The sequence below is a fragment of the Streptomyces sp. NBC_01750 genome (assembly GCF_035918095.1).
Classification (GTDB): Bacteria; Actinomycetota; Actinomycetes; order Streptomycetales; family Streptomycetaceae; genus Streptomyces.
Window position 1 is genome coordinate 2453857 of record NZ_CP109137.1, and the last position, 24324, is coordinate 2478180.

Consider the following 24324-nt stretch of genomic DNA (forward strand, 5'->3'; position numbering starts at 1 on the left):
GTCACCTGCCGGGGGTCGTCGGGGGCGGCTTCGCGGGTTCCTGCGACGGCTTGGCCGCATTGGCGGGCGGGGGCTTGGCGGGCGCGGGGGGCGCGGGCTTGGCGGGCGGGGCGGGCGCCGGCTTGGCGGGCGGGGCGGGCGCGGGGGTCCGAGGCGCGGGCGGGGCTGCGGGCGCGGACTGCTGTGCCTGCCCGGTGGGCGGGGCGGATGCGGAGGGGTGCGCGGCGGGAGCCCGGTCCGGGCGGGAGGCGGACGGCGCCGGGGATGCCGGGAGCGTCGGCGCCACCGGTTGCTGGATCTCCATGGGAGACGGTTCCGGGCGGGGCTGCCCCTTGGCCTCGCGGGGCACTCCGCGGACCGTGCCGTCCGGGTCCAGGAAAGCGGGACTGCCTCCGGGCACCATGCCGAGCTCGCGGGCCCGGCGCTCGAGCGCGTCCGGGGCGGAACGGTTGTCCACGTCCCGCTGCAGCGCCTGTTCCTCGTCGGTGAGCTCGGTGGTCTGCTTCTTGAGCTCGCTCAGCCTGAACGAGCCCTCGTTGAGGGCGGAGTTCAGCAGGAGCAGCGTGATCAGCCCGCCGCTGAGGAGGAGCACGACCAGCAGGACGAAGGGGGTGCGGGCGGCGGTGCTCGGCCCCGACGGCATCAGCCGCGCGAGCCGCGCCGCCCGCCCCTTCAGCTGCTTGGCCGCTGCGCTCACACGTCCTCCCGGATGCGCTGCGCTCCCCTGAACCGCGCGGGTGCCGCTCGGCGGTTCTCGGCGACCTCTTCCTCCGTCGGGAGTTCCGCGCCGCGGGTCAGCAGCTTCAGCCGTGGCTGGTACTGCTCGGGTACGACGGGCAGTCCGGGCGGCGCGGTGTTGGCCGCGCCGGCCGCGAAAACGTGCTTGACCAGCCGGTCCTCGAGCGAGTGGTACGAGAGCACGGCGATCCGGCCGCCGACCGCGAGCGCTTGAACGGCGGCCGGGACGGCCCGCTCCAGAACGGCCAGTTCGCCGTTGACCTCGATACGCAGCGCCTGGAACGTGCGCTTGGCCGGGTTGCCACCGGTGCGCTTGGCTGCCTGCGGCAGCGCGTCGCGGATCAGCTCGACGAGCCGGGCGCTGTTGGAGAAAGGCTCCTTCTCCCGTTCCCGTACGACCGCGGACACGATCCGCTTGGCCTGCTTCTCCTCGCCGTACGCGCGCAGGATCCGCACCAGCTCGCCCGGCGGGTAGGTGTTGAGGACCTCGGCGGCGCTCATGCCGGTCGTCTGGTCCATGCGCATATCGAGGGGGGCGTCCTGGGCGTACGCGAATCCGCGGTCCGCCTCGTCGAGCTGCATGGAGGAGACGCCGAGGTCGAAGAGAATGCCCTGGACCTTCGGGATCTTCAGGCGCTCAAGGACGTCGGGCAGCTCGTCGTAGACGGCGTGCACCAGGGTGGCCCGGTCGCCGAACGGCGCGAGCCGCTCGGCCGACAGCCGCAGCGCCTCCGTGTCGCGGTCGAGCGCGACGAGCTGTACCTCGGGGAACTGCGTGAGCAGGGCCTCGCTGTGTCCGCCGAGGCCGAGGGTGCAGTCGACGACGACCGCGCCCGGCCGGTCCAGCGCCGGGGCCAACAGGTCCAGGCACCGCTGGAGCATCACCGGGACGTGTCGGGTCTGGCTCATGCGCCCTCTCAGGTCCTGCGCGGGCGTGCGTACTGCCGGGTCCCCGCCCGCTCAGAAGGGTCGTACGTACGCAGCACACGCGGGGAAAACGTCAAACTTGCAGGATGTGCAGGATGTGTCCGTGAACTTCGCGTCACTTTAGTCCACACATCTTTCCGGTCAATCAACCGGCGGGCGCGTGGCGCGGAGCGGGTGAGGACGGGTTCCGGGACGTGACGGTTCACCCGTACGGACGCGGCCGCATCCCGCGTGTGGGTTAGCTCACAACAAGCCTCATTGATGTTCTTTGTCCCGTCTCACAGCAGGCCTCGACTGCCAGTGACCATTACCGTCGTCCCTATGTCGACTTCCGCGCACCACTCCGCCGACGCAGCACGTTCCGGCCACACGGTCACCGACCGTCTCGTCGAGGCGAACCTGCGCTACGCCGCCCGTTTCCAGGACCCCGGGATGGACGCGCGTCCCGTGCTGCAGGTGGCCGTGGTCGCGTGCATGGACGCCCGGCTCGACCTGCACGACGCGCTCGGCCTGGAGCTGGGCGACTGCCACACGATCCGCAACGCGGGCGGCGTGGTCACGGACGATGTGATCCGGTCGCTGACCATCAGCCAGCGGGCGCTCGGCACCCGCAGCGTGATACTCATCCACCACACCAACTGCGGCCTGGAGTCGCTCACCGAGGACTTCCGGCACGAGCTGGAGGACGAGGTCGGGCAGCGGCCGGCCTGGGCGGTCGAGGCGTTCCGGGACGTCGATCAGGACGTACGGCAATCGATGCAGCGGGTGCGCACCTCACCGTTCCTTCCGCACACCGACGACGTGCGCGGCTTCGTCTTCGATGTGACGGTCGGTCGGTTGCGGGAGATCGACCCCGCAGTGTGACCGGTCGGACACCTGAGAAAACACACCAAACTCGGCATATCCCACCCTCTTATCCACAGGCGAGTGACACGACGCGGTAGCGGCAACAAGAATGCGTGTGTGGCACCCTTCCGGAACCATCCGGAGAAGGTGTCCGTGTTTTGGGGTGGGCCGGGCCGTCCGAAGAGCAACCGGCCCGCAGAACGGGCCGAGGAGGGCCGGGTGACGACCTATGACGATCGAGCGAGCCTCACAGATCTGACCACCACAGCGGAGCGTGTCCGCAGGTCGGTGGAGGGTGTGATCGAGGGCAAGCCTGAGGTCGTACGGCTTTCGCTGACCGTGCTGCTCGCCGAGGGGCATCTGCTCATCGAAGATGTACCGGGCGTGGGCAAGACAATGCTGGCCAAGGCGCTGGCGAGATCCATCGACTGTTCGGTGCGGCGTATCCAGTTCACACCGGATCTGCTGCCGTCGGACATCACCGGTGTGTCGATCTTCGACCAGCAACGGCGTGACTTCGAGTTCAAGCCGGGCGCGATCTTCGCCCAGATCGTGATCGGCGACGAGATCAACCGCGCGTCGCCGAAGACCCAGTCGGCGCTGCTGGAGTCGATGGAGGAGCGTCAGGTCACCATCGACGGGCACACGTACGAACTGCCCAGCCCCTTCATGGTGGTGGCCACCCAGAACCCGGTGGAGATGGAGGGCACGTACCCGCTGCCGGAGGCGCAGCGCGACCGCTTCATGGCGCGGGTGTCGATCGGCTATCCCAGCGCGGACGCCGAGCTGCAGATGCTCGATGTGCACGGTGGCGTCTCGCCGCTGGACGATCTGCAGCCGGTGGCGCACGCCCACGACATCGTGAAGCTCATCGACGCGGTGCGTACGGTCCATGTCGCCGATTCCGTGCGGCGGTACGCCGTGGAGCTGGTGGCGGCCACCCGTAACCACCCGGATCTCAGACTCGGAGCGTCGCCGCGCGCCACGCTGCATCTGCTGCGCGCCGCGAAGGCCACAGCCGCGCTCAGCGGCCGTGACTACGCCCTGCCGGACGACGTCCAGTCGCTGGCGGTGCAGGTGCTGGCGCACCGGCTGCTGCCCACCGCGCAGGCGCAGTTGAACCGCCGTACGGCCGAGCAGGTCGTGCTGGAGATCATGCAGCGCATCCCCGTGCCCACCGCCGGGGGCTCGGAGAGCTCTTATGTCCCGGGCCGGCCGGCTCAGTCGCCGCTCTACGGCCAGCAGCCCGGCGCCCGGCGGTTGTGATGTCGGCCGGGGCGCCCACCGCCGCGGAAGGCAAGGACACCAGCGGGGTGCGGGCGGCCCTGGGCGGGCTGACCACGCGCGGCCGTTCCTTCCTCGCGGCCGGGGTGGCCGCGGCGGTGTGCGCGTATGTCCTGGGGCAGGGCGACCTGTTGCGGGTCGGACTGCTGCTCGGCGTACTGCCGCTGGTCTGTGTGGCCGTGCTGTACCGCACCCGCTACCGGGTCGCGGGCAGCCGGCGCCTTTCGCCCCTGCGGGTGCCCGCGGGGTCCGAGGCGCGGGTGCATCTGCGAATGGACAATGTCTCGCGGCTGCCCACCGGCCTGCTGATGCTCCAGGACCATGTGCCGTACGTACTGGGACCGCGGCCCAGATTCGTTCTCGACCAGGTGGAGGCGGGCGGCCGGCGCGAGGTGTCGTACCGGGTGCGCTCGGATCTGCGCGGGCGCTATCCGCTCGGGCCGCTCCAGCTGCGGCTGAGCGACCCGTTCGGGATGTGCGAGCTGACCCGCTCCTTCAGCGCGTACGACACCCTGACCGTCATTCCGCACACCGAGGCGCTGCCTCCGGTGAAGCTGGCGGGCGAGGCCTCGGGGTACGGCGACGGGCGGCAGCGCTCGCTGGCGCTGGCGGGCGACGACGACATCATCCCGCGCGCCTACCGCTACGGCGACGATCTTCGCCGGGTGCACTGGCGCTCCACCGCGCGCTACGGCGAGCTGATGGTGCGCCGCGAGGAGCAGCCGCAACGCGCCAGATGCACGGTGCTGCTCGACACCCGGCGGGTCGCCTACCAGGGCGCCGGTCCCGACTCCGCCTTCGAGTGGGCGGTCTCGGGCGCGGCCTCCGCACTGGTGCACATGCTGGAACGGGGTTTCGCGGTCCGGCTGTTGACGGACACGGGGAACTCGGTGCCGGGTGAGGGCGCCGACGGCTTCGCCGGATCGACCCAGGAGTCCGCGGACTCCGCGGGGCTGATGATGGACACGCTCGCGGTTGTCGACCACTCCGACGGGGCGGGGCTCTCGCCCTCGTACGACGTCCTGCGCGGCGGGAACGAAGGACTGCTGATCGCCTTCTTCGGCGATCTGGACGAGGAGCAGGCTGCCGTCGCGGCCAGGATGCGGCAGCGCAGCGGCGCGGCTGTCGCCTTCGTCCTGGACAGCGGGACCTGGGTGACGAGCGGCGCGGTCGCAGGGGCGGTCGACGAGCGGCTGAGGCAGCTGTCCGAGGCGGGCTGGACGGCGCTCGCCGTGCCGCCCGGGACACCGCTGTCCGATCTGTGGCAGCAGGCCGGCCGGCAGCGCGTCGAGTCTCCCGGCGGCAGTACGAACGGTTTCTCTGGGGGTTGGTCATGAGCGGTCGCGGAAGGCTGGCACTCTGCGCCTTCGCCGCCACGCTGATGGCGGCGGGCGCGATGCTGCCGCTGGTCGAACCGGCTTCCTGGATGCTGCAGGCGGCGTTCCTGCTGGCGATCCAGAGCGGGGTGGGCGCGCTCGCCCGGCGGGTTCCGCTGGCCAGGCCGCTGACGGTGGCGGTGCAGGCGCTCGTCACGCTGCTGCTGCTCACCGTGGTCTTCGCCCGGGGCCAGGCGATCCTCGGGCTGCTGCCGGGGCCCGAGGCGATCGAGCAGTTCGGCCAGTTGCTGAACGCGGGCGCCGAGGATGTCGGGCGGTACGCGATCCCGGCGCCGGCGACCGACGGCATCAGGCTGATGGTGATCGGCGGCGTGCTGGTGATCGGCCTCGCGGTGGATGCCCTCGCGGTGACGTTCCGCAGCTCGGCCCCGGCCGGGCTGCCGCTGCTGGCGCTCTATTCGGTGGCCGCGGGGCTCTCCGGCGGCGACGCGAGCTGGCTCTGGTTCCTGCTCGCAGCCTCCGGATATCTGGTGCTTCTGCTGGCCGAGGGCCGGGACCGGCTCTCCCAGTGGGGCCGGGTCTTCGGCGGAGCCGCGTCGGCACAGGCGCGTACCGCGGTCGGATTCGACTCGGCGGGCGGCCATCCGCTGGCACCGGTCCGTACCGGTCGGCGTATCGGCGCGCTCGCGCTGGGCGTGGCACTCGTGGTCCCGGCGGCGCTGCCGGCGCTGGACGGCGGGCTGCTGGGCAGTGCGGGCAGCGGGGACGGACAGGGCGCGGGCGGCGGCACCATCTCCGCGGTGAACCCGCTGGTCTCGCTGCAGGACAGCCTCAATCAGCCCGAGGACCGCGAGGTCATCCGGTATCGCACCAACGCGACGAACACCCAGGACCTGTATCTGCGGATCGTCGCGCTGGACCAGTTCGACGGCACGGCCTGGAAGTCCTCCGAGCGCAAGGTCAAGGACGTACCGGACGAGCTGCCCCGGCCGGACGGGCTGAGTCCGTCGGTCGGCGCCACCGAGATCAAGACGAACATTTCGGCGGCCGGCTCGTACAAGCAGAGCTGGCTGCCGCTCCCGTACCCGGCGACGAAGGTGCAGATCAACGGCCGCTGGCGGTACGAGCCCACCGGCCGGACCCTGGTCGGCGACCGCGGCCAGAACACCCGTGGAGCGCAGTACTCGGTCACCAGCCTGCTGGTGAAGCCGACGCCGGACCAGCTGGCCAAGGCGCCAGCGCCGCCGGCCGCGCTGCTGCGCGAGTACACCAAGGTGCCCGATGTGCTGCCCGACGAGGTCAGGAACACGGCGCGCAGGGTGACGAAGGGCGCCACGAACGACTATGAGCGGGCCGTCAAGCTGCAGGACTGGTTCGCCGTGAACGGTGGCTTCAGCTACGACACCCAGGTCCAGTCGGGTACGGGTGTCACCGCGATCACCCGCTTCCTGAGGCAGAAGGAAGGCTTCTGCGTCCACTTCTCGTTCTCCATGGCCGCGATGGCCAGGACGCTGGGGATTCCGGCGCGGGTCGCGGTGGGCTTCACCCCGGGCGCCCCGCGGTCGGACGGCACCATGTCGGTGGGTCTGCAGGCGGCGCACGCCTGGCCGGAGCTGTACTTCGAGGGTGTGGGATGGACGCGGTTCGAGCCGACCCCGACCCGGGGCTCCGCGCCCGAGTACACGCGGGCGCAGTCGCCGTCCGGTCAGCCGACCACCCCGGCGCAGCCCGGGGCCAGCAGCTCGCCGACGCCCTCCGCAGCGCCCTCCGCCCAGGACAACTGCCCGGCGCAGGCGAAGCGGATCGGCGAGTGCGGAGCGGCCGCGCCGCAGGACATCCTGCCGCCCGCCGACCCCGGGACTTCGCTGGGGACCGTGCTGGGCGTGGCTCTTGCCGTGCTGGCGGTGGTGGTGCTGCCGATGCTGCCGATGCTCTGGCGGATGAGGGTGCGTGCGCGACGGCTCGGCTCGGGTGGGCGTACGCCGGCGGACGCCGCGGCCCGGACGCTGGCGGCCTGGCAGGAGATCACCGATACGGCCTGGGACCACGGCATCACGCCCGACGACTCGCAGACACAGCGAAAGGCGGCCGCGCGCATCGTCCGGCTGGGAGGGCTGGAGGACGAAGCGGCGGACGCGGTGCACCGGGTGGCCGGAGCGGTGGAGCAGGTGCTGTACGCCCCTGAGCCCCGGCCCGGTACGGGGCTGGCCGATGACGCCGAGCTGATCCGGGCCGGGCTGGGCGACGCGGCGAGCCGGGTGACGCGGCTGCGGGCACTGCTCGCGCCCCGTTCCGCCATTCGGGTGATGTGGGCCTTCTCGGCCCGCTGGGCGACCCTCACCGATCGGTGGGGCGTGCCCCGTTGGCGCCTGGACCGGTGGACGGCACTTCTGCGCCGCCCGTCCCGGCAGCGAGGCTGACACCAGGCGGATCCGAGTACGGGTGAGGGGCGACGCTCTTGAGCGTCGCCCCTCACCCGTACAGCAAGCTTTTGTGTATGAGCGCGGCCTCGTACGAACCCGGACCGCGGCTCTGCTACGTCACTTCGACGAAGCCGCGGTGCTCAGTGGCCGCCCTGTTCGTCGCGGCGACGCTGCCACCGTTCCTCGATCCGGTTCATCATCGACCTGCGCCGGCGGGGCTGGCGGCGAGCTGATGCCGCCGGGTCCCCCTGGGGCTGTTGCTCACCCGGTTTGGGCGCTCTGCGCCAGCCGGTGACCGCGAGAACCGCACAGCCGAGCATGACGAGGAACCCCACCACGCTGATCCAGATCTGCTGCGCGACCATTCCGGCCATGAGGAGCGCGATACCCACCAGGAAGCCTGCGACCGCCTGGTAGACCCGTCGCCGGGTGTACGTACGCAGCCCGCTTCCCTCAAGCGCTGTAGCGAACTTGGGATCTTCGGCGTACAGCGCTCGCTCCATCTGCTCGAGCATTCGCTGCTCGTGCTCCGAGAGCGGCACGGAGTCCTCCTAGTCGTCGGTCGCGGGGGGCGACCGGTATGCGGCCCTTTCAGGATAGGCAGGGAATCGCCCCCGTGAAACCCGCCGTCTACGCCAAATCGCCAGTCCGGGCCGCCATGCCGGCTCGGTGTCGAGGCGTAAATTCCCCAACCTCCGATCCGTCATGCCGGATGGTGTCCACCGATCATACGGGGCGGAGGCCACGATCGGGGGGTCTGTGGCGTACTCCATGTGCGGCTGCGCCGCTGATCAGCCCCGCTTCTCGCCCAGTACGTGGAGCTGGGTCGCGACCGAGTGGAAGGCCGGCAGCTCGGCGGCCGCCGCCTCCAGTTTGAGCAGCGCGTCGAGAGCGCCGGGCTCGGTGTCCACCAGGACACCCGGGACCAGGTCGGCGAAGACCCGAACGCCGTGCACGGCACCGACTTCGGCACCGGCCGCACTGACGAGTTCGGTGAGCTGCTGGGCGGTGAAGCGCCGCGGCACCGGGTCGCCGGTGCCCCACCGGCCCGCTGGGTCGGTCAGCGCGTTGCGGGCCTCGGTGAAGTGCCCGGCCAGCGCCCTGGCCAGGACAGCCCCGCCGAGCCCGGCGGCGAGCAGGCTGAGCGCGCCGTTGGGCCGGAGTGCGTCCACGGCGTTCCGTACGCCCTCGGCGGGGTCGTCCACGTACTCGAGGACTCCGTGGCAGAGCACCGCGTCGTAGCCACCGCGCTCGACGACCTCGAAGAGGCCGTGGATGTCGCCCTGGACGCCGCGCACGCGGTCGGCCACGTCGGCCTCGGCGGCCCGGCGCTCCAGCGCGAAGAGCGCGTTGGGGCTGGGGTCGACGACGGTGACGCGGTGCCCCAGCTTGGCCGCGGGCACGGCGAAGTTGCCGCTGCCGCCGCCGGTGTCGAGGACGTCCAGGGCTTCCGTCCCGACCGCCTTGACCCGGCGGTCGAGGGCCTCCTTGAGGACCTCCCAGACCACGGCGGTACGGAGAGAGGCGCGGGGTCGCATCGGGTCCGACACGGCAGTTGACTCCTCGGACGGTGCCGCCCCGGCTGTGCGGGGCGTGAGGGGGCGGACGGACGAACACCGTGAAGCGGTGAACACGTTGAAGACGCAGTCCACCCTATTGCCTCCGTCGGGCGCCCCAGCTCCGGATCACCCCACGGCGTCACCCGTCTCCGGTCGCTCCGTCCGGGGCTGGGGCAGCACCGGCTGCAGCACGAGCATCCGCTCGACCAGGCGCAGGAACATGGCCGCGTCGCGCAGCAGGTCGTCGGCGTCGCGGTTGCTCGCCGCGCCATGGATCCCGGCCTCGGCGCGCGCCCTGCGCCGGGCCCCGGAGGCGAACAGAACACTCCACTCGGACAGTTCCGGAGCTATCTCGGGCAGGACTTCCCAGGCGCTGCGGATCCGCTGCCTGCGGCGCTCGCTGGTCTCCGGGCGGCCGCGGGCGGCGAGGACCGCGGCTGCGGTGCGCAGGGCGGCCAGATGTGCGGTGGCGTAACGCTCGTTCGGCGTTTCGAGAGTGGCGGCCTCGTCGAGGCCCGTGCGGGCCTGGGCGAGCAGGTCGAGGGCGGCGGGCGGTGCCGAGGCCCGCCGCAGGACGGGGTGCACGTCGTTCGCCGGTCCGGTCGGTGAGGGGGCAGGGCCGGTGGCGCGGCGCCGGTGTGCGGCTGCTGCGTAGGAGCTGGCCATGACGAACCTCCTGTCGTCGTGTGACGGCGCTGTGGCCGTATGTGTCCATCGTGAGGGGCGCCACTGACAATCGCTCTGACCTCCCCCTTCCCTCTGGAGGTGGTGTGCGGGGGACGACGGCTAGAGTGAGAGGAGGAGGCTGTGGGACACCGGAGCGCTCAATGCGCGGACATCGCAACGACCCGCCCGACAATGCGCAACTCCTGATCACCCTCGGGCGACTCGTCGACCAGGCCCTGGAGCGGATCAAGCTCCAGCAGGCTCGGGTAGAGCTGGCCATGGCCCTGCAGCGCCATATGCTCCCGCCCGAATTGCCGGAGCTGCTCGGTGTGCATATCGCGGCCAAGTACGCGCCCTCACGGGACGGGCTGGACGTGGGCGGCGACTGGTACGACGCCTTTCTGATGATGGACGGGTCGCTCGGGCTCTCGATCGGAGATGTGCAGGGCCATGATGTGGAGGCCGTCGCCTTCATGGGACAGGTCCGCACCAGCCTGCGGGCCCTCGCCGAGGCGACGAGCGATCCGAGCGAGGTACTGAGCCGCGCCAACGACCTGCTGATCTCGATGAGCTTCGGCCTCTTCGCGACCTGCTGCTTCCTGCGTTTCGACCCGCTCAGCCGCGATCTCACCGTGTCCCGGGCCGGTCATGTGCCGATGGTCTGGGCCACCGCCGGCGGCCGCTCCGGCATCGCCCTGGACCGCGGCGGCCCGCCCCTCGGCGTCGTGGCCGGCGAGCGCTATCCGGTGACCCACCGGCGGCTACTGGAGGCAGGAGTCCTCGTCCTGCTCACCGACGGGGTCGTGGAAGGACCGCACTACCCGATGGAGGCCGGTCTGGCCGAGGTGCATCAGCTCGTGCGCGCGGGATTCGACGCCGACCCCGACGTACTGGCCTCAGCCGTCGTCAAGGTGGCGGATCGGACCGGCCACCGTGACGATGCCGCCGTTCTCGTTGTGCGCTACGACGGCCCGCCGGAGTCCCGGTAACCGCTCGGCGCCACCTGAGTCGCCGCGGGCCCACCGGGAGCGCAGACTGCAGTGGTGCGCAATGCGGAGATCGGTGGTTATGGGTCTGCTGCTCTGCGGATCCTCGCTGTCGCCGCCGTCTACTACGGGTCCGCCCGGCTCGGGCTTCTTCAGCAGCTGGTGCGCGGTCAGGTCACGCCCCTGTGGCCGCCGACGGGGGTGGCCCTGGCCGGTCTGCTCGTCCTCGGTCTGCGGATCTGGCCGGGCATCGCGCTCGGCGCCTTCCTGGCCAATGCGTCCATCGGCCCTTCGCCCCTCGCCGTGCTGGGCATCGTCGCCGGCAACACCCTGGCCCCGATCTGCGCGTACCTGATGCTGCGCCGTGCGGAGTTCCGCGAGCAACTGGACCGGCTGCGGGACGTACTGGCACTCGTTTTCCTCGGCGCGCTGGCCGGGATGCTGATCAGCTCGACCGTGGGCAGCGGTGTGCTGGTGCTGGCCGGGGCGCTGAAGGCGAGCGCCTTCTGGCCGACGTGGTCGGTGTGGTGGACCGGCGACGCGATGGGGGTCCTTGTCGTCACTCCGTTCCTGCTCACCCTCCGCAGGGCCCGGTGGCCGCGGCGCGCCGGGCTCGTCCGCTGGATCGAGGCGGTGGCGCTGGCGCTGGGCACGCTCTTCGCGACGATTCTCGCGACACACACCACCAACTCGTCCCTGCTCTTCGTGGTCTTCCCGTTCCTGATCTGGGCCGCCTTCCGCTTCCAGCTGGCCGGTGCCGCGCCGTGCGCCCTGGGGGTGTCGACGCTGGCGATCCTCGCCGCGGCCGCGGAGACCGGCCCGTTCGCCGGTCAGGACCTGTTCGACAGCATGGTCACGCTGCAGGCCTTCAACGGCATCACGGCGCTGACGGCCCTGCTGCTCGCGGCGGTCATCACCGAGCGGAACAAGACCCATGAGGAGCTCGCACGGGTCTGCACACGGCTCGCCGGGATGGTGGCCGACATCGAGCCGCGCCCGGATTCGAACGACGTCTGACCAGCCGGGTTTTGCTTCGGTCCACAGCTGGGGTAGTTTTTGAACTGACCAGTCAGTTCAAAAACTTTGGGGGGAACATGGACAGCCCTGTCAGCCCCGACGGCAGTCACGGGGCAGCCGTCACGGCCGAGGGCTTCGGGCTCAAGGGCCCGCGCGGCTGGGCGTTCCGCTCGGTGAGCATCGAGGCGGAACCCGGCTCACTCATCGCGATCGAAGGCCCGTCCGGATCCGGCCGTACCTGTCTGCTGCTCGCGCTCACCGGCCGGATGCGTCCCACCGAGGGCCGGGGCGAGGCCGGCGGCCTGCAGCTGCCGCGGAAGATGGCCGCCGTACGCCGGATCAGCGCACTCGGCCCGGTAGCGGGCGTCAGCGAGCTCGACCCGGCGCTGACCGTCGCCGAACATCTGCGCGAACGCGCTCTGCTGCAGCGCCGCTTCGACGGCTCGCTGCGCACCCTGCTGCGGCCCCGCGCCGAGCGGGTCGCCGCGGCCCGGAGCCGTATCGCCGAGGCACTGGAGGCGGCGGGGCTGGACCTGGCCACTCTGGCCAAGGAGGAGCGCACGGCCGTACGCGATCTGGAGCGCCTTGAGGCGCTGCGCCTGTCCGTCGCCCTCGCGCTGGTCGGCCGTCCGCGGCTGCTCGCCGTCGACGACACCGATCTCAAACTTTCCGACAGCGACCGGGCCGAGGCCTGGAAGCTGCTCCGCTCCGTCGCCGACGGCGGTACGACCGTGCTCGCCGTCTGCAGCCAGGCCCCCGAGGGCACGACGACGATCCGCACCCTCGCGGACACCGCTCCGAGGAGCGAAGACCCGACCGGGCACGCGCCAGGAGGCACGGCCCGGCCGAAGTCCGAAGACCCGACCGGACCGAAGCCCGAAAGCACGGTCCGGCCGAAGCCCGAAGTCACGATCGAGGACACCAACGAGGAGGGGGCGGCCGATGCGCTCGCCGAAACTGGCCGCGCTTGAGCTGAAGCGGTTCGGCAGGGGGAAGCTGCCGCGCGCCGCGCTCGTCGCAGTCCTGCTGCTGCCGCTGCTGTACGGCGCCCTGTACCTGTGGTCGTTCTGGGATCCCTACGGTCAGCTCGACCGGATACCCGTCGCGCTCGTCAACGACGACAAGGGAGCCACCGCCGCAGGCAGGAAGGTCGCGGCCGGCGACGAGATCACCAAAGGCCTGCTGGAGAGCAAGGTCTTCGAATGGCACGAGGCCAGCGCCGCCGATGCCCGCAAGGGCGTCGAGGACGGCGCGTACTACCTCTCGCTGACCATGCCGAAGGACTTCAGCAAGCGCATCGCGTCCAGCTCCGGCGACTCTCCCGAGACCGGCGCCCTTCAGGTACGCACGAACGACGCCAACAACTACATCGTCGGGCAGATCTCGCGGACGGTCTTCTCCGAAGTCCGTACCGCCGCCTCGACCAACGCCTCCCGCTCCTTCCTCGACCGGATCTTCATCTCCTTCTCCGACATCCATGACGCGACGGAGAAGGCCGCGAAGGGCGCCGACCGGCTCAAGGACGGGGTCGGCAAGGCGAAGAAGGGCTCCAAGGACCTCGCGGACGGGCTGAAGGACGCCAAGGACGGCAGCGGCAAGCTGGTCGGCGGCCTCTCCAAGCTCAACAAGGGCGCGAGCGATCTCGAGACCGGATCCAAGCAGGTCTGGGAAGGCACCCAGATGCTCGCCGGCAAGGTCAACGGGATGGCCGCCGACGTACGTCCGTACCTCAAGGACAACGGCAGGACGATCGGTGACACGGCCCGGCTGGTCGCCGACTCCTCCCAGGCGGTCCGCCACAACCTCGACATCCTCGTGAAGACGGCTCCCGGATCGGCCGTCCTCGCCCACAAGTCGGCGGACGAGCTGAGCGCGATCTACAAGACGCACTGTGAGGACGCGCTGCTGCCCGACCCGACCGTCTGCCCCGCACTGAAGCGCGCCAAGACCACGGCGGCCGATGTCGCCAAGGTCGCAGACGACGTCAACGTGCTGGTGAAGGACAACAAGGGCGATTTGAAGAAGCTGGACGGCCACCTCGCCGACCTGCAGAAGAAGGCGACAGACCTCGCCAGGCGCTCACCGCGTCTCGACGAGGATCTGGAGTCGGCCGTCGACAAGATCAACGAGCTCAACTCGGGTGCGAAGAAGGTCGCTCAGGGAGCGGACAAGCTGCACACCGGGCTGAGCAGCGCCAAGACGGGCTCCAGTGACCTCGACACCGGCGTCGGCAGGCTCAAGAAGGGCGCGGGCAAACTGGACGGCGGGCTCTTCAAGATCGCTGACGGCTCGACCGAGCTGGCCGGCGGACTGAACAGCGGCGTGGACAAGATCCCCGACTACGGCAAGAAGGACCGCGACCGCCGTACCGAGGTGATGGCCGACCCCGTGAAGCTGGCCGGCCAGGCCCTGCACAAGGCGCCCAACTACGGCACCGGCTTCGCCCCGTACTTCATCCCGCTCTCCCTCTGGGTGGGCTCGATGGTGGCGTACATGATCATCCAGCCGCTCAACCGGCGGGCCCTCTCCACGGGCACCTCCGCCTGGCGGATCGCGCTGGCCGGCTGGCTGCCCGTCGCCGCGATCGGCCTGCTGCAGGTCGGTGCGCTGATGTCGGTACTGCACTGGGGCCTCGGCCTGCAGATGGCGTACGCGGCCGGCGCGATCGGCTTCCTGGCACTGGTGACCTGCTGCTTCGCCGCGATCATCCAGTGGCTGAACGCTCGCTTCGGAGCAGCGGGCCGGATCCTCGTACTGGCGCTGCTGATGCTCCAGCTGACCTCGGCCGGCGGCACCTACCCCGTACAGACCAGTCCGGCGTTCTTCAATGCGATCCATCCCTTCCTCCCGATGAGTTACGTCGTCGGGGCGCTGCGCACGCTCATCACGGGCGGCGGCCTCGGCCCGGTGTGGCAGGCGTGCGCGGTACTGGCCGCCTTCACCGGGGGCGCGATCGCGCTGACTGCCGTGTCGGCGCGGCGCAAGCAGGTGTGGACGATAGACCGTCTGCACCCCGAGCTGAGTCTGTAGGAGCGGGCGGACCTGTGAGAATCGACGCCATGGACAGCAGCACCAGCACCAGACGCCGGGCGACCCGGGCAAAGCTCTACGAGGCCGCGGTGACGCTCATAGCCGAGCAGGGCTTCTCCGCCACGACGGTGGACGAGATCGCCGAACGCGCCGGGGTCGCCAAGGGCACGGTCTACTACAACTTCAAGAGCAAGACCGAGCTCTTCGAGGAGCTGCTGCGGTACGGCGTCGGGTTGCTGACAGCCTCACTGCAGTCCGCCGCCGACGAGACGGCGGAGCACGGCGGCACCAAGGTCGAGGCGCTGGACGCGATGATCAAGGCCGGTCTGGGCTTCATCGAGCGTTATCCGGCCTTCACCCAGCTGTACGTCGCCGAGCTGTGGCGCACCAACCGGGCCTGGCAGTCGACGCTTCTCGTCGTACGGCAGCAGGCGGTGGCCGTGGTCGAGACGGTCCTGCGGGAAGCAGTCGAGAGCGGCGAGCTGAGCGAGGAGATCGATGTGCCGCTGACGGCCGCCGCGTTGGTCGGGATGGTGCTGGTGGCAGCGCTGGACTGGCAGGCGTTCCAGCCGGAACGGTCGCTCGAGGATGTGCACTCGGCGCTGTCGCGGTTGCTGCACGGCCGTGTGAGTGGCCGTTAGACCTTCCATACGGCGGCCCGGACGAAGACGTCGCACGAAGACAGTCGGGGCAGACGCGGCCGCACAGAGACGGACAGGGACAGAAAAGTGCCGGTCGGGCGAGGCTCGATCCCCCCGAGCCTCGCCCGACCGGCGTTTCCCCCGTGTCCCCCCGTTGGCCCCCCGTTGGCCCCCGTCGTGCCGAAGAACCCGTTACCCCCGTTTTTCCCCGTGGTCACTGGGTTCTCCGTCGTGCTCCCCCCGCTCCGTCCGGGGAGCCGCGCCGTTCCGCCGCCCCGTGTCGGCGGTGCCGGCGCTGCGCCCCTTCCGTGGTCACCACTCTTCCTTCTGCGCAGGTAGGACCCCATCCGCGCGCGTACTCATCTCGCCCCCTAGGTACGGATACTCAGCCATCCGTGCTCAACCCCACCCGCGCGCGCCGGGGTCTGGTTACGATCGCGTCCGTGTCCGTACTCCCTCTCGTCTTCATCAGCGGCTGGGCCAGCGGGATCAATGCCTATGCGGTGGTCCTGCTGTTCGGCATCTTCGGCGCGACCGGGCTCACCGACGAGGTGCCCGCATCACTGCAGCGCACCGATGTCCTGATCGTTGCGGGCGTGCTGTTCCTCTGCGAGGCGGTGGCGGACAAAATCCCGTACGTCGACTCCGTATGGGACACCGCGCACACCGTGATCCGGCCGGTGGCGGGCGCGGTCGTGGCCGCGCTGCTGGCCGGGGAGAGCGGCTCGCTTCCGGAGCTCGCGGCGGGCGCCGTCGGCGGCTCGACCGCATTGATGAGCCACCTGGTCAAGGCCGGCACCCGGATGGCGGTCAACACCTCGCCCGAGCCGTTCAGCAATGTCGCGGTGAGCATGGCGGAGGATCTGGGCGTCGCCGGGATCATCACCTTCGCGATCTTCCATCCGCTGGCGGCCGCGCTCGTCGCCGGGACGCTGCTCCTGCTGGGCATCGTGATACTGGCCTTCCTCGCCACGAAGATCCGCCGTTTCCTGCGGCGCAGAGCACAGCGCCGCGAGGAGAGACGGCCGGCGGGCGCGGAAGCGTCCAGAGCGCCCTGGTGACCGGACCGGACCGCTCGGAAGAGCCACCGCGACGGACTGTCAGTGGTGGCCGATAAAGTCGCGGACATGGCACGGATTGCGGTGATCGGCGCCGGGATGGGCGCCATGGCGGCTGCCGCCCGGCTGGCCGTGGCAGGCCACCGGGTGACGGTGTACGAGCGCTCGGCGACCTACGGCGGCGCGGTGGGCCGGTTCGAGCGCGAGGGCTTCGTCTTCGACACCGGACCCGGTCTGCTGCATCTGCCCGCCGTCTGGCGGGACTTGTTCATCAAGACGGGCAAGGAACCGCTGGAGCGGTGCGTCGGGCTCGTCCAGGTGGACCCGGCGGGCCGGCATCTCTTCGCCGACGGCACCGAGGTGTCCCTGCCGAACGCCTCGCGGGCCGGAGTCGTCTCCGCGCTCGAAGCCGCGCTGGGCGCGGGAGCGGGCGAGCGGTGGGGCGCGTTCCTGGGCCGGGCCCGGGACGCCTGGGACCGTTCCCGGCGCCCCCTGCTCGAGGAGCCCCTGCGGACCGACTGGCAGGTGCTCGCACGCGATCCCTATCCGGCGCCGCGGCAGCGCAAGTTGCTGCGCACCCGGCAGGCGTCCACGGTCGCCGAGGTCGGCGCCCGGGAGCTGGCCGACCCGCGGCTGGCCGCGCTCCTCGAGGGGTATGCCCTCGCGTACGGCCTGGATCCCCGGCATGCCCCGGCGGGTGCCGCCCTGCTGCCGTACATGGAACAGACCTTCGGCAGTTGGTACGTCGAGGGCGGGATGCGGGAGCTGGCCCGCGCGGTGTACGAGCGGTGTCTGGCCCGGAAGGTGGAGTTCGTCTTCGGGACCGAGGTGGCCCGCATCGTCGAGAAGGACGGGCGGGCGGCGGGAGTCGAGCTCGTCGGCGGGGCGGTCGCCGGGGCCGACCATGTGGTGGCAGGCGTCGAGGCCGCCGATCTGGTGGCACATGAGCTCTGGCAGGACAAAGACGTACGGCCCCAAGGGACCGCCGGCGGTTCACAGTTGCCCGGCAGGTTCACCGTGCTGCTGGCGCTGCGCGGGACACGGCCCGCGTCCGCCGTCCACCGGAGCGTGGTCCACTCACCCGACACCGGCGCCGAGGCTCTGGCCGTCTTCGGCGGCCGGACGGCCGAGCGGCCCACCGTCACCGTGCTGCGACCGGACGATCCGCGTACCCGCCCGGACGACGCGCACGAGGCGGTGACCCTCTCGGCGACCGTCGCGGCACACGGCGGCCAGGTCGACTGGACGGAAGCGGAGCTGCGCGAGCGGTACGCCGGGTTGCTCATCGACGCCGCGGGCGCGGCCGTGCGAGAGATACGCGAGCGCCTGTTGTGGCACGAGATCCGTACGCCCGCTGAGACGGGTGCGTTGCCCGCGCCCGCGCTCGCCGGGGTCGGCGGACGCTATCTGCACCCGGCGAACAGCACCCGGCTGCCCGGTCTGTATCTGGTGGGCGGCCGGTCGCACCCGGGCGGCGGACTGGCGCATGCCGGAATGTCGGGGGCGCTGGTGGCCGGACTGATCGTGGAGGGCAAGGACTTCCGTGGCTCTCAGTGAGCCATCGCCGGTGCCTCAGTAGCGGTACTGCTGCTCGTTGTACCCGGGGTCGTAGCCGTAGGGAGAAGGCTGCTCCTGCGGCATTGGCGGGGCCTGCTGCTCGCCGTCACGCTGCTGCGGGACCCACACCCCGCCGGGCGGCGTCTCGCCGTACGGCTGCTGGGCGTACGGGTCGGCGTACTGCTGCTGGCCGCCGTAACTGTCGTAACTGGTGTAGGGCTGGTACGCGTTGTACTGCTGACCGCCGACGTAGGGGTCGGAGTACGCGGCGTATTCCTCCTGCTGCCCGGTCCCGTAGTCGTACTGCCCGGCGTATATGTCCTGGCCCGCCGGCTGCTGACCGTAGCCGGAGTAGGTGTCGTAACCCGTGCCGTACGTGGTGTGGTTCTGGCTCTGGTCCTGCTGCTCCGCGGCATACGCGGCCTCGCTGTACACGCCGTACTGGCCGGTGTCGTCCGGCAGCGGCTGCGGCTCGTAGACCGCCTCGGGCTCGGATGCCGCGGGAACGCTCTCGTACGCGAGGTCAACGGGCTCGTACGCGAGGTCGGAGACCTCCAGCGTCGGCTCGCGCGAGGCAGCCGGGTCCTGCTTGCCGCCGGACTTGCGCCGACGGCTCGCTCCCGGGCTGCCGCCGAGCGCCCAGCCGGTGGAGAAGCCCTTGCGGAAGGAGAGCGTGACGTATGTCTGGCCGACGGCGAAGGTGATCGCGCCGAGCGCGATCACCACGACGGAGGGCGTCAGTACGCCGAGGACCACGCACAGGAAGCCGGCGAAGGCGAGCAGCCGCCAGCGCAGCCGTGCCTTGTACTGCAGCAGCACCTCACCGAGCAGCCACAGCGCGACGACGCCGAACGCGATATAGAGGACCGTCCAGCCCATGCCCGCCCCTCTCCTGCGGCCGCCGCTCCGGGTCGGAGCGGGTTCGGCCGATCACGACTGCTCGTGCAGTCCGAGATTCTCGTAGATCTCGAGCGTCGCCGTGGAGTTGTTGAGTGTAATGAAATGCAGACCGGGGACGCCCTCGGAGAGCAACCCGGCGCAGAACTCCGTCGCGAACTCGATGCCAATGGAGCGTACAGCGGCGGGATCGTCCTTGACGGTGAGGATGCTCTCTTTGAGCTCGGGCGGGAACTCGGCATTACTGAGCTGCGCGAACCGTTCGAGCTGCTTGACGCTGGTGACCGGCATGATCTCCGGGATGATCGGGGTCGCGCAGCCCGCGGCCTCGACCCGGTCACGCAGCCGCAGATAGTCCTCGGGCTGGAAGAACATCTGTGTGATCGCGTAGTCGGCGCCGGCCCGGCACTTGTCGACGAAGTGCTGGATGTCGGTTTCCCAGTCCTCCGAGCGCGGGTGCATCTCGGGGAAGGCCGCGACGCCGACGCAGAAGTCCCCGGACTCCTTGATCAACTGTACGAGCTCGGCGGCGTACCGCACACCGTCGGGGTGCTTGACCCACTCGCCCATGGGGTCGCCGGGCGGGTCGCCACGGACGGCGAGGATGTTGCGGATCCCCGCATCAGCGTATTGCCCGATCATGTTGCGCAGCTCGGCCACGGAGTGGTTCACCGCGGTGAGGTGCGCGACCGGGGTGAGCGTGGTGTCGGCGGCGATCTGCTGGGTGGCCTTGACCGTGCCGGCGCGCGTCGAGCCGCCGGCGCCGTAGGTCACCGAGACGAAGTTGGGGGCCACTGCTTCTACCCTGCGCAGCGCGTTCCAGAGGTTCCGCTCGCCCTTCTCGGTCTTGGGCGCCCAGAACTCGAAAGAGTACGACGTTTTGCCGGTCGCGAGCAGCTCGCGCACCGTTCGTGCGCGATCCGTCCTGGTCGAAGCTGTACCGAGGGCCATACCCGCAGGTTAACCACGCCTCGCCGGTCACCCAACCGGATCACGGAAATATGCCGGTTTTGTCGGCCTACTGTCCACGCACTGTCCACCCCTCGGACACTTGGCCGGTCCGCTCCCCCGCACGCTCCCGCACGCGCTTCGCCAGCGCCGCTGTCGCCGCGGCCGGATCGCCGGCCTCGGTGATGGCCCGTACGACGACGATCCTGCGCGCGCCCGCGTCCAGCACCTCGTCCAGATTTCCGGCGTCTATCCCGCCGATCGCGAACCAGGGCCGGTCGGTCTCCAGCGCGGCCGCGTACCGCACCAGACCCAGTCCCGGGGCATACCGGCCGGGCTTGGTCGGGGTGGGCCAGCAGGGGCCCGTGCAGAAGTAGTCCACACCGGGCTCGGCGGCGGCCGCGTCCACCTCGGCCTCGGCGTGCGTCGAGCGGCCCATGAGCACCTCGCCACCGACGATCGCGCGGGCGGCCGGAACCGGCAGATCACCCTGTCCCAGATGCAGCACGTCGGAGCCGATGGCGTGCGCCACATCGGCCCGGTCGTTCACGGCGAGCAGCCTGCCGTGCCTGCGGCAGGCGTCGGCGAAGACCTGGAGGTGATCCAGTTCCTCACCCGCTTCCATGCCCTTGTCCCGCAGCTGCACGATGTCGACCCCTGAGGCGAGCACGGCGTCGAGGAACTCCGCGAGGTCGCCCTGCTTCTTCCGGGCGTCCGTGCACAGATAGAGCCGGGCGTCGGACAGCTGCATACGGGCCGTGGACATGGCGGTTCCCCCCGATGGGTCGGCGGCGTACGGGCAGGGCGGCACTGCCCCCCGGCCCGCACACCGCGTGTTGTTGTCGTCAGGACGTCAGACGGCGAGCGCCTGGGCCCGGCGCTTCACCTCCGTGCCGCGATTCTCGCTGAGCGCCTGCGCCGGCGTGCCGGGCAGGCTCGGGTCGGAGGTGAAGAGCCATTCCAGCATCTCTTCGTCGGTGAAGCCGTCGTCCCTCAGGAGCGTCAGGGTCCCTGCGAGACCCTTGACCACCTTGTCGCCGTCGATGAAGGCGGCAGGCACCTGAAGCGCCCGGTTCTCACCACGGCGTACGGCGATCAGCTGGCCTTCCTTGACCAGCTGCCGGACGCGCGTCACCTCGACATCGAGCATTTCCGCGATGTCAGGAAGGTGGAGCCAGGCGGGGACGAGAGCATCGATCTTTGCGTCAATCTCGGTCACAGGACAAGCGTGCCATCCCGGACTGACAGTCGGTAGCCGGGCCCTAGTCCGCCGCCGCCTTCAGAGGGACGGAGGGATCGGCTGCGCGTGCCGGATCCAGCCGGTTTCCGGACAGGATGAGCTTGCGCCCTTGCGCCAGATCCCGGGCCCTGCCTACGGCGAGCAGCGCGACCAGAGCGCCGTCCCGCAGCCACAGCACCGACCAGGCCGCGCCCGCGGGATCGCCGCGCCACACCATCGTGTCGGCGGCCTCGTGATGGCCCGCGTACTGCACAAAGCGGCCGAACTGCTCGGACCAGAAGTACGGCACCGGGTCGTAGACCTCCGGTGGCTCCTGTCCCGGCGCGGCGCCGATGACATTGGCGGCGACCGTGCGCGGCCCCTGCAGGGCGTTGTCCCAGTGGTGCACGAGCAGCCGCCCGCCGTAGCGGCCGGACGGGAAGGAGGCGCAGTCCCCGACCGCGTACACATCGGGCAGCGAGGTGCGCAGATACGCGTCCGCGGCGATTGCGCCGTCCGGGCCCAGTGCGATGCCGGATCCGGCGAGCCAGGCGGTGGCGGGCCGGGCGCCGATGCCCACGACCACGGCGCCCGCCGGAAGCTGCCGGCCGTCGGCCAGGATCACCGAGCCGGGCTCGATGTCCGCCACGCGCGCGTGGGTGAGCAGTTCGACCCCGTACTCCGCGTACCAGTCGGCCATCGGGCCGGCGACCTCGGCGGGCAGGGCTCCGGCCAGCGGACGCTCGGCGGCCTCGACGACGGTGACCGCGCAGCCCGCCTCGCGGGCGGCCGTCGCGAACTCCGCGCCGATCCAGCCCGCGCCGACGACCACGATGTCGTGCTGCTCCGTGAGGACGGGGCGCAGCCGCGCGGCGTCGTCGAGGGTGCGCAGCAGATGAACGCCGGGAACGCCCACGGCGCCCGGCAGGCTGACCGGTTCCGCACCACTGGCGATGACCAGGTCGTCGTACGGGACCGGACCTGCCTCTGTGTCCAGCTCATGCGCCCCGGGCCGTACGCCGGTCACCTCGCAGCCCAGCCGCAGCTCGATGCCGAGCGCCTCGAAGTCGATGTCGAAAGCCGAGCCCTCCGCCTTGCCGAGCAGGATCGCCTTGGAGAGCGGGGGCCTGTCGTACGGCTGATGAGGTTCGGCACCGATCAGGGTGACAGGACCGGTGAAACCCTGCTCGCGCAGTGCCACCGCGGTCTGTACACCGGCCATTCCCGCGCCGACGACGACCACGCGCCGCTGCCTCTGTGCTGTCTGCTGCTCGCTCACCCGACAACCTTACGCACCTGACGGATCATCAGGAAGGCAGTTGTTCGACGACGCTCGTCCCGCTGCCCTCCTGAGACTCCCATTCCCAGCTCTCCTCAAGCCGCAGCCGCCCGTCCTCGAGCTCGAGCACGGTGGAGACGCAGTGTCCTGAGGACGTCCCGCCGTCCGCCTTCAGCTGCACATAACGGAAGTCGAGCCGGTCGCCCTCCCTGGTGCCCACAAGATGGCCGCGGAGCACATCGCCGCCCTCGTACTCGGCCCAGATCCGGCCGTTCTCCTCGTGGTACGTGAACCGGGTCCGGGTCCCCACCTGGCCCGGAGCCTGGTCCACGACCGGTGAGAGCACGAGATTGTCGAGCGACCCTGCCACAGTGGCTGCTCCCTTACTGCGAGTTGGGGCCTGGGGTTAGGGTGGCCACCGTAAGGCACTCGCGGGAGTCCGGACGCACCGGGCTGAGAGGGAGGCTGGACGGCCTCCGACCGTACGAACCTGATCCGGGTCATGCCGGCGAAGGGAGGGGCTGGACGCCCATGTCGCGTACCTCAGACGTCCTCGTTGTCGGGGGCGGAATCATCGGCCTGGTCACGGCCTGGCGTGCGGCGCAGCGCGGGCTGCGGGTCACGGTCGCGGATCCGGAGCCCGGCGGCGGTGCCGCGCAGGTCGCGGCGGGCATGCTCGCCGCCGTCACCGAACTGCACTACGGCGAGCAGACGCTGCTCGCCCTCAATCTGGAATCCGCACGGCGCTATCCCTCCTTCGTCGCCGAGCTGGAGGAGGCGAGCGGGCAGTCCGTCGGCTATCGCGCCTGTGGCACGCTCGCCGTCGCGCTCGACGCCGACGATCGCGCGCATCTTCGTGAACTGCACGCCCTGCAGCGTCAGTCCGGCCTGGAGTCGGAGTGGCTGGCGGGGCGCGAATGCCGCCGACTCGAGCCGATGCTCGCACCCGGCGTGCGCGGGGGTCTGCGGGTGGACGGCGACCACCAGGTCGATCCGCGGCGGCTGGCCGCAGCGCTGGTGGCGGCCTGCGAGCGGGCCGGGGTGGTCTTCCACCGCGGCTGGGCCGAGCGGCTGTCGGTGGTACGGGACCGGGCGGCCGGAGTCGTACTGACGGACGGCAGCGAGCTCACCGCGGACCAGGTGGTGCTGGCGTGCGGCAGTCTGAGCGGCAGGCTCGGCGGGGTACCGGCGGATGTGCTGCCGCCGGTACGGCCGGTGAAGGGCCAGGTACTGCGGCTGACCGTGCCCCGCGCGTACGCACCGTTCCTCTCCCGGACCGTGCGGGCCATGGTGCGCGGCAGCGACGTCTATCTGGTGCCTCGCGAGAACGGCGAGCTGGTCATAGGCGCGACCAGCGAGGAGCTCGGCTGGGACACCACGGTGACGGCAGGCGGGGTGTACGAGCTGCTGCGCGACGCTCACGAGCTGGTGCCCGGCATCACCGAGCTGCCGCTCACCGAGACCCGCGCCGGGCTGCGCCCCGGCTCTCCCGACAATGCGCCGCTGCTCGGACCGACGGCCCTGCCGGGCCTGCATCTGGCCACCGGCCACCACCGCAACGGGGTGCTGCTCACACCCGTCACCGGCGATGTGATGGCCACGGTGCTGGTCACCGGCGGGCTGCCGGACGAGGCCCGCCCCTTCACTCCTCGCCGCTTCTCCCCCGTACCGCAGGAGCAGCCCGCATGAACGTCCCCGTGTCGCTCACCATCACCGTCTCCGTCAACGGCGAGACGCGCGAGCTCGCCACCGGCACCACGCTGGATGCCCTGGTCACCGCCCTCACCGCCGCCCGGTCGGGAGTCGCCGCCGCCGTCAACGAGACGGTCGTCCCGCGCAGCCGGTGGACCGGCACACGGCTCGGCGACGGCGACCGCGTCGAAGTCCTCACCGCAGTGCAGGGAGGCTGATC

General features: G+C 70.9%; 24 protein-coding genes and 1 riboswitch. Of the genes, 13 read left to right on the forward strand and 11 right to left on the reverse strand.

Annotated features, from left to right (window positions below; translation table 11 throughout):
- Position 1: 1 nt before the first annotated feature.
- Positions 2-697, reverse strand: coding sequence for an FtsB family cell division protein (locus OG966_RS11140; protein ID WP_406732359.1), 696 nt, complete (start codon positions 695-697; stop codon positions 2-4).
- On the reverse strand, positions 694-1647 hold the full coding sequence (rsmH, locus tag OG966_RS11145) for a 16S rRNA (cytosine(1402)-N(4))-methyltransferase RsmH (RefSeq protein ID WP_326649350.1): 954 nt from the start codon (positions 1645-1647) through the stop codon (positions 694-696). Before rsmH ends, OG966_RS11140 begins: the two co-directional genes overlap by 4 nt.
- A 339-nt stretch (positions 1648-1986) precedes the next feature.
- Here rsmH and OG966_RS11150 point away from each other — a divergent pair, with 339 nt between their 5' ends.
- From OG966_RS11150 to OG966_RS11165, 4 genes are all read left to right on the forward strand, one after another.
- Positions 1987-2529 (forward strand): beta-class carbonic anhydrase, encoded by a 543-nt coding sequence (locus tag OG966_RS11150; protein ID WP_326649351.1) that lies wholly within the window; start codon positions 1987-1989, stop codon positions 2527-2529.
- Between the two features lie 201 nt (positions 2530-2730).
- Complete coding sequence (locus tag OG966_RS11155; RefSeq protein ID WP_326649352.1) at positions 2731-3777, forward strand: AAA family ATPase; 1047 nt, start codon at positions 2731-2733, stop codon at positions 3775-3777.
- Positions 3777-5132, forward strand: coding sequence for a DUF58 domain-containing protein (locus OG966_RS11160; RefSeq protein ID WP_326649353.1), 1356 nt, complete (start codon positions 3777-3779; stop codon positions 5130-5132). The genes OG966_RS11155 and OG966_RS11160 overlap by 1 nt, the downstream gene beginning before the upstream one ends.
- The gene (locus OG966_RS11165; protein ID WP_326649354.1) at positions 5129-7552 is read left to right on the forward strand and encodes a transglutaminase TgpA family protein; all 2424 of its coding nucleotides are present in this window, start codon (positions 5129-5131) and stop codon (positions 7550-7552) included. Before OG966_RS11160 ends, OG966_RS11165 begins: the two co-directional genes overlap by 4 nt.
- A 143-nt stretch (positions 7553-7695) precedes the next feature.
- On the opposite strand, the gene OG966_RS11170 is transcribed toward OG966_RS11165, so the two are convergent.
- From OG966_RS11170 to OG966_RS11180, 3 genes are all read right to left on the reverse strand, one after another.
- Positions 7696-8097 carry a DUF3040 domain-containing protein gene (locus tag OG966_RS11170; RefSeq protein ID WP_326649355.1) on the reverse strand — a complete coding sequence of 134 codons (402 nt, stop codon included), beginning with the start codon at positions 8095-8097 and terminating at the stop codon, positions 7696-7698.
- Positions 8098-8346: 249 nt separating this feature from the next.
- Entirely contained in the window at positions 8347-9105 is a 759-nt protein-coding gene (locus OG966_RS11175) for a class I SAM-dependent methyltransferase (RefSeq protein ID WP_326649356.1), read from the reverse strand.
- A gap of 135 nt (positions 9106-9240) precedes the next feature.
- On the reverse strand, positions 9241-9780 hold the full coding sequence (locus OG966_RS11180; RefSeq protein WP_326649357.1) for an SAV_6107 family HEPN domain-containing protein: 540 nt from the start codon (positions 9778-9780) through the stop codon (positions 9241-9243).
- A 161-nt stretch (positions 9781-9941) separates the two neighbouring features.
- On the opposite strand from OG966_RS11180, the gene OG966_RS11185 reads away from it, so the two are divergent.
- The 7 genes from OG966_RS11185 to OG966_RS11215 all read left to right on the forward strand — a co-directional run bounded on the left by OG966_RS11185 (position 9942) and on the right by OG966_RS11215 (position 18069).
- Positions 9942-10769 carry a PP2C family protein-serine/threonine phosphatase gene (locus tag OG966_RS11185; RefSeq protein WP_326649358.1) on the forward strand — a complete coding sequence of 276 codons (828 nt, stop codon included), beginning with the start codon at positions 9942-9944 and terminating at the stop codon, positions 10767-10769.
- Positions 10770-10823: 54 nt separating this feature from the next.
- Complete coding sequence (locus tag OG966_RS11190; RefSeq protein ID WP_326649359.1) at positions 10824-11783, forward strand: MASE1 domain-containing protein; 960 nt, start codon at positions 10824-10826, stop codon at positions 11781-11783.
- A gap of 77 nt (positions 11784-11860) precedes the next feature.
- The gene (locus OG966_RS11195) at positions 11861-12754 is read left to right on the forward strand and encodes an ATP-binding cassette domain-containing protein (RefSeq protein WP_326649361.1); all 894 of its coding nucleotides are present in this window, start codon (positions 11861-11863) and stop codon (positions 12752-12754) included.
- Positions 12726-14813, forward strand: a complete 2088-nt coding sequence (locus OG966_RS11200; RefSeq protein WP_326649362.1) for a YhgE/Pip domain-containing protein — start codon at positions 12726-12728, stop codon at positions 14811-14813. The genes OG966_RS11195 and OG966_RS11200 overlap by 29 nt, the downstream gene beginning before the upstream one ends.
- Before the next feature lie 29 nt (positions 14814-14842).
- The gene (locus OG966_RS11205; RefSeq protein WP_326649363.1) at positions 14843-15454 is read left to right on the forward strand and encodes a TetR/AcrR family transcriptional regulator; all 612 of its coding nucleotides are present in this window, start codon (positions 14843-14845) and stop codon (positions 15452-15454) included.
- Positions 15455-15897: 443 nt separating this feature from the next.
- Positions 15898-16515, forward strand: a complete 618-nt coding sequence (locus OG966_RS11210) for a DUF4126 domain-containing protein (RefSeq protein ID WP_326649364.1) — start codon at positions 15898-15900, stop codon at positions 16513-16515.
- Between the two features lie 66 nt (positions 16516-16581).
- The gene (locus tag OG966_RS11215; RefSeq protein WP_326649365.1) at positions 16582-18069 is read left to right on the forward strand and encodes a phytoene desaturase family protein; all 1488 of its coding nucleotides are present in this window, start codon (positions 16582-16584) and stop codon (positions 18067-18069) included.
- A gap of 15 nt (positions 18070-18084) precedes the next feature.
- On the opposite strand, the gene OG966_RS11220 is transcribed toward OG966_RS11215, so the two are convergent.
- The 6 genes from OG966_RS11220 to OG966_RS11245 all read right to left on the reverse strand — a co-directional run bounded on the left by OG966_RS11220 (position 18085) and on the right by OG966_RS11245 (position 22782).
- The gene (locus tag OG966_RS11220; RefSeq protein WP_326649366.1) at positions 18085-18948 is read right to left on the reverse strand and encodes a hypothetical protein; all 864 of its coding nucleotides are present in this window, start codon (positions 18946-18948) and stop codon (positions 18085-18087) included.
- A 51-nt stretch (positions 18949-18999) separates the two neighbouring features.
- Positions 19000-19917, reverse strand: coding sequence for a methylenetetrahydrofolate reductase [NAD(P)H] (gene metF / locus OG966_RS11225; RefSeq protein WP_326649367.1), 918 nt, complete (start codon positions 19915-19917; stop codon positions 19000-19002).
- A 67-nt stretch (positions 19918-19984) separates the two neighbouring features.
- A complete protein-coding gene (thiE, locus tag OG966_RS11230; RefSeq protein WP_326649368.1) occupies positions 19985-20680 on the reverse strand; it encodes a thiamine phosphate synthase in 696 nt (231 codons plus the stop codon).
- An 87-nt stretch (positions 20681-20767) separates the two neighbouring features.
- Positions 20768-21133, reverse strand: a complete 366-nt coding sequence (locus tag OG966_RS11235) for an Rv2175c family DNA-binding protein (RefSeq protein ID WP_326649369.1) — start codon at positions 21131-21133, stop codon at positions 20768-20770.
- A gap of 43 nt (positions 21134-21176) precedes the next feature.
- Positions 21177-22412, reverse strand: a complete 1236-nt coding sequence (locus OG966_RS11240) for an NAD(P)/FAD-dependent oxidoreductase (protein ID WP_326649370.1) — start codon at positions 22410-22412, stop codon at positions 21177-21179.
- A gap of 28 nt (positions 22413-22440) precedes the next feature.
- Complete coding sequence (locus OG966_RS11245; RefSeq protein ID WP_326649372.1) at positions 22441-22782, reverse strand: hypothetical protein; 342 nt, start codon at positions 22780-22782, stop codon at positions 22441-22443.
- A 51-nt stretch (positions 22783-22833) separates the two neighbouring features.
- A riboswitch (TPP riboswitch) is annotated at positions 22834-22946 on the forward strand.
- On the opposite strand from OG966_RS11245, the gene thiO reads away from it, so the two are divergent.
- A complete protein-coding gene (thiO, locus tag OG966_RS11250) occupies positions 22944-24101 on the forward strand; it encodes a glycine oxidase ThiO (protein WP_326649373.1) in 1158 nt (385 codons plus the stop codon). Its footprint overlaps the riboswitch before it by 3 nt.
- Positions 24098-24322, forward strand: a complete 225-nt coding sequence (thiS, locus tag OG966_RS11255; RefSeq protein ID WP_326649374.1) for a sulfur carrier protein ThiS — start codon at positions 24098-24100, stop codon at positions 24320-24322. The genes thiO and thiS overlap by 4 nt, the downstream gene beginning before the upstream one ends.
- Positions 24323-24324: the final 2 nt, after the last annotated feature.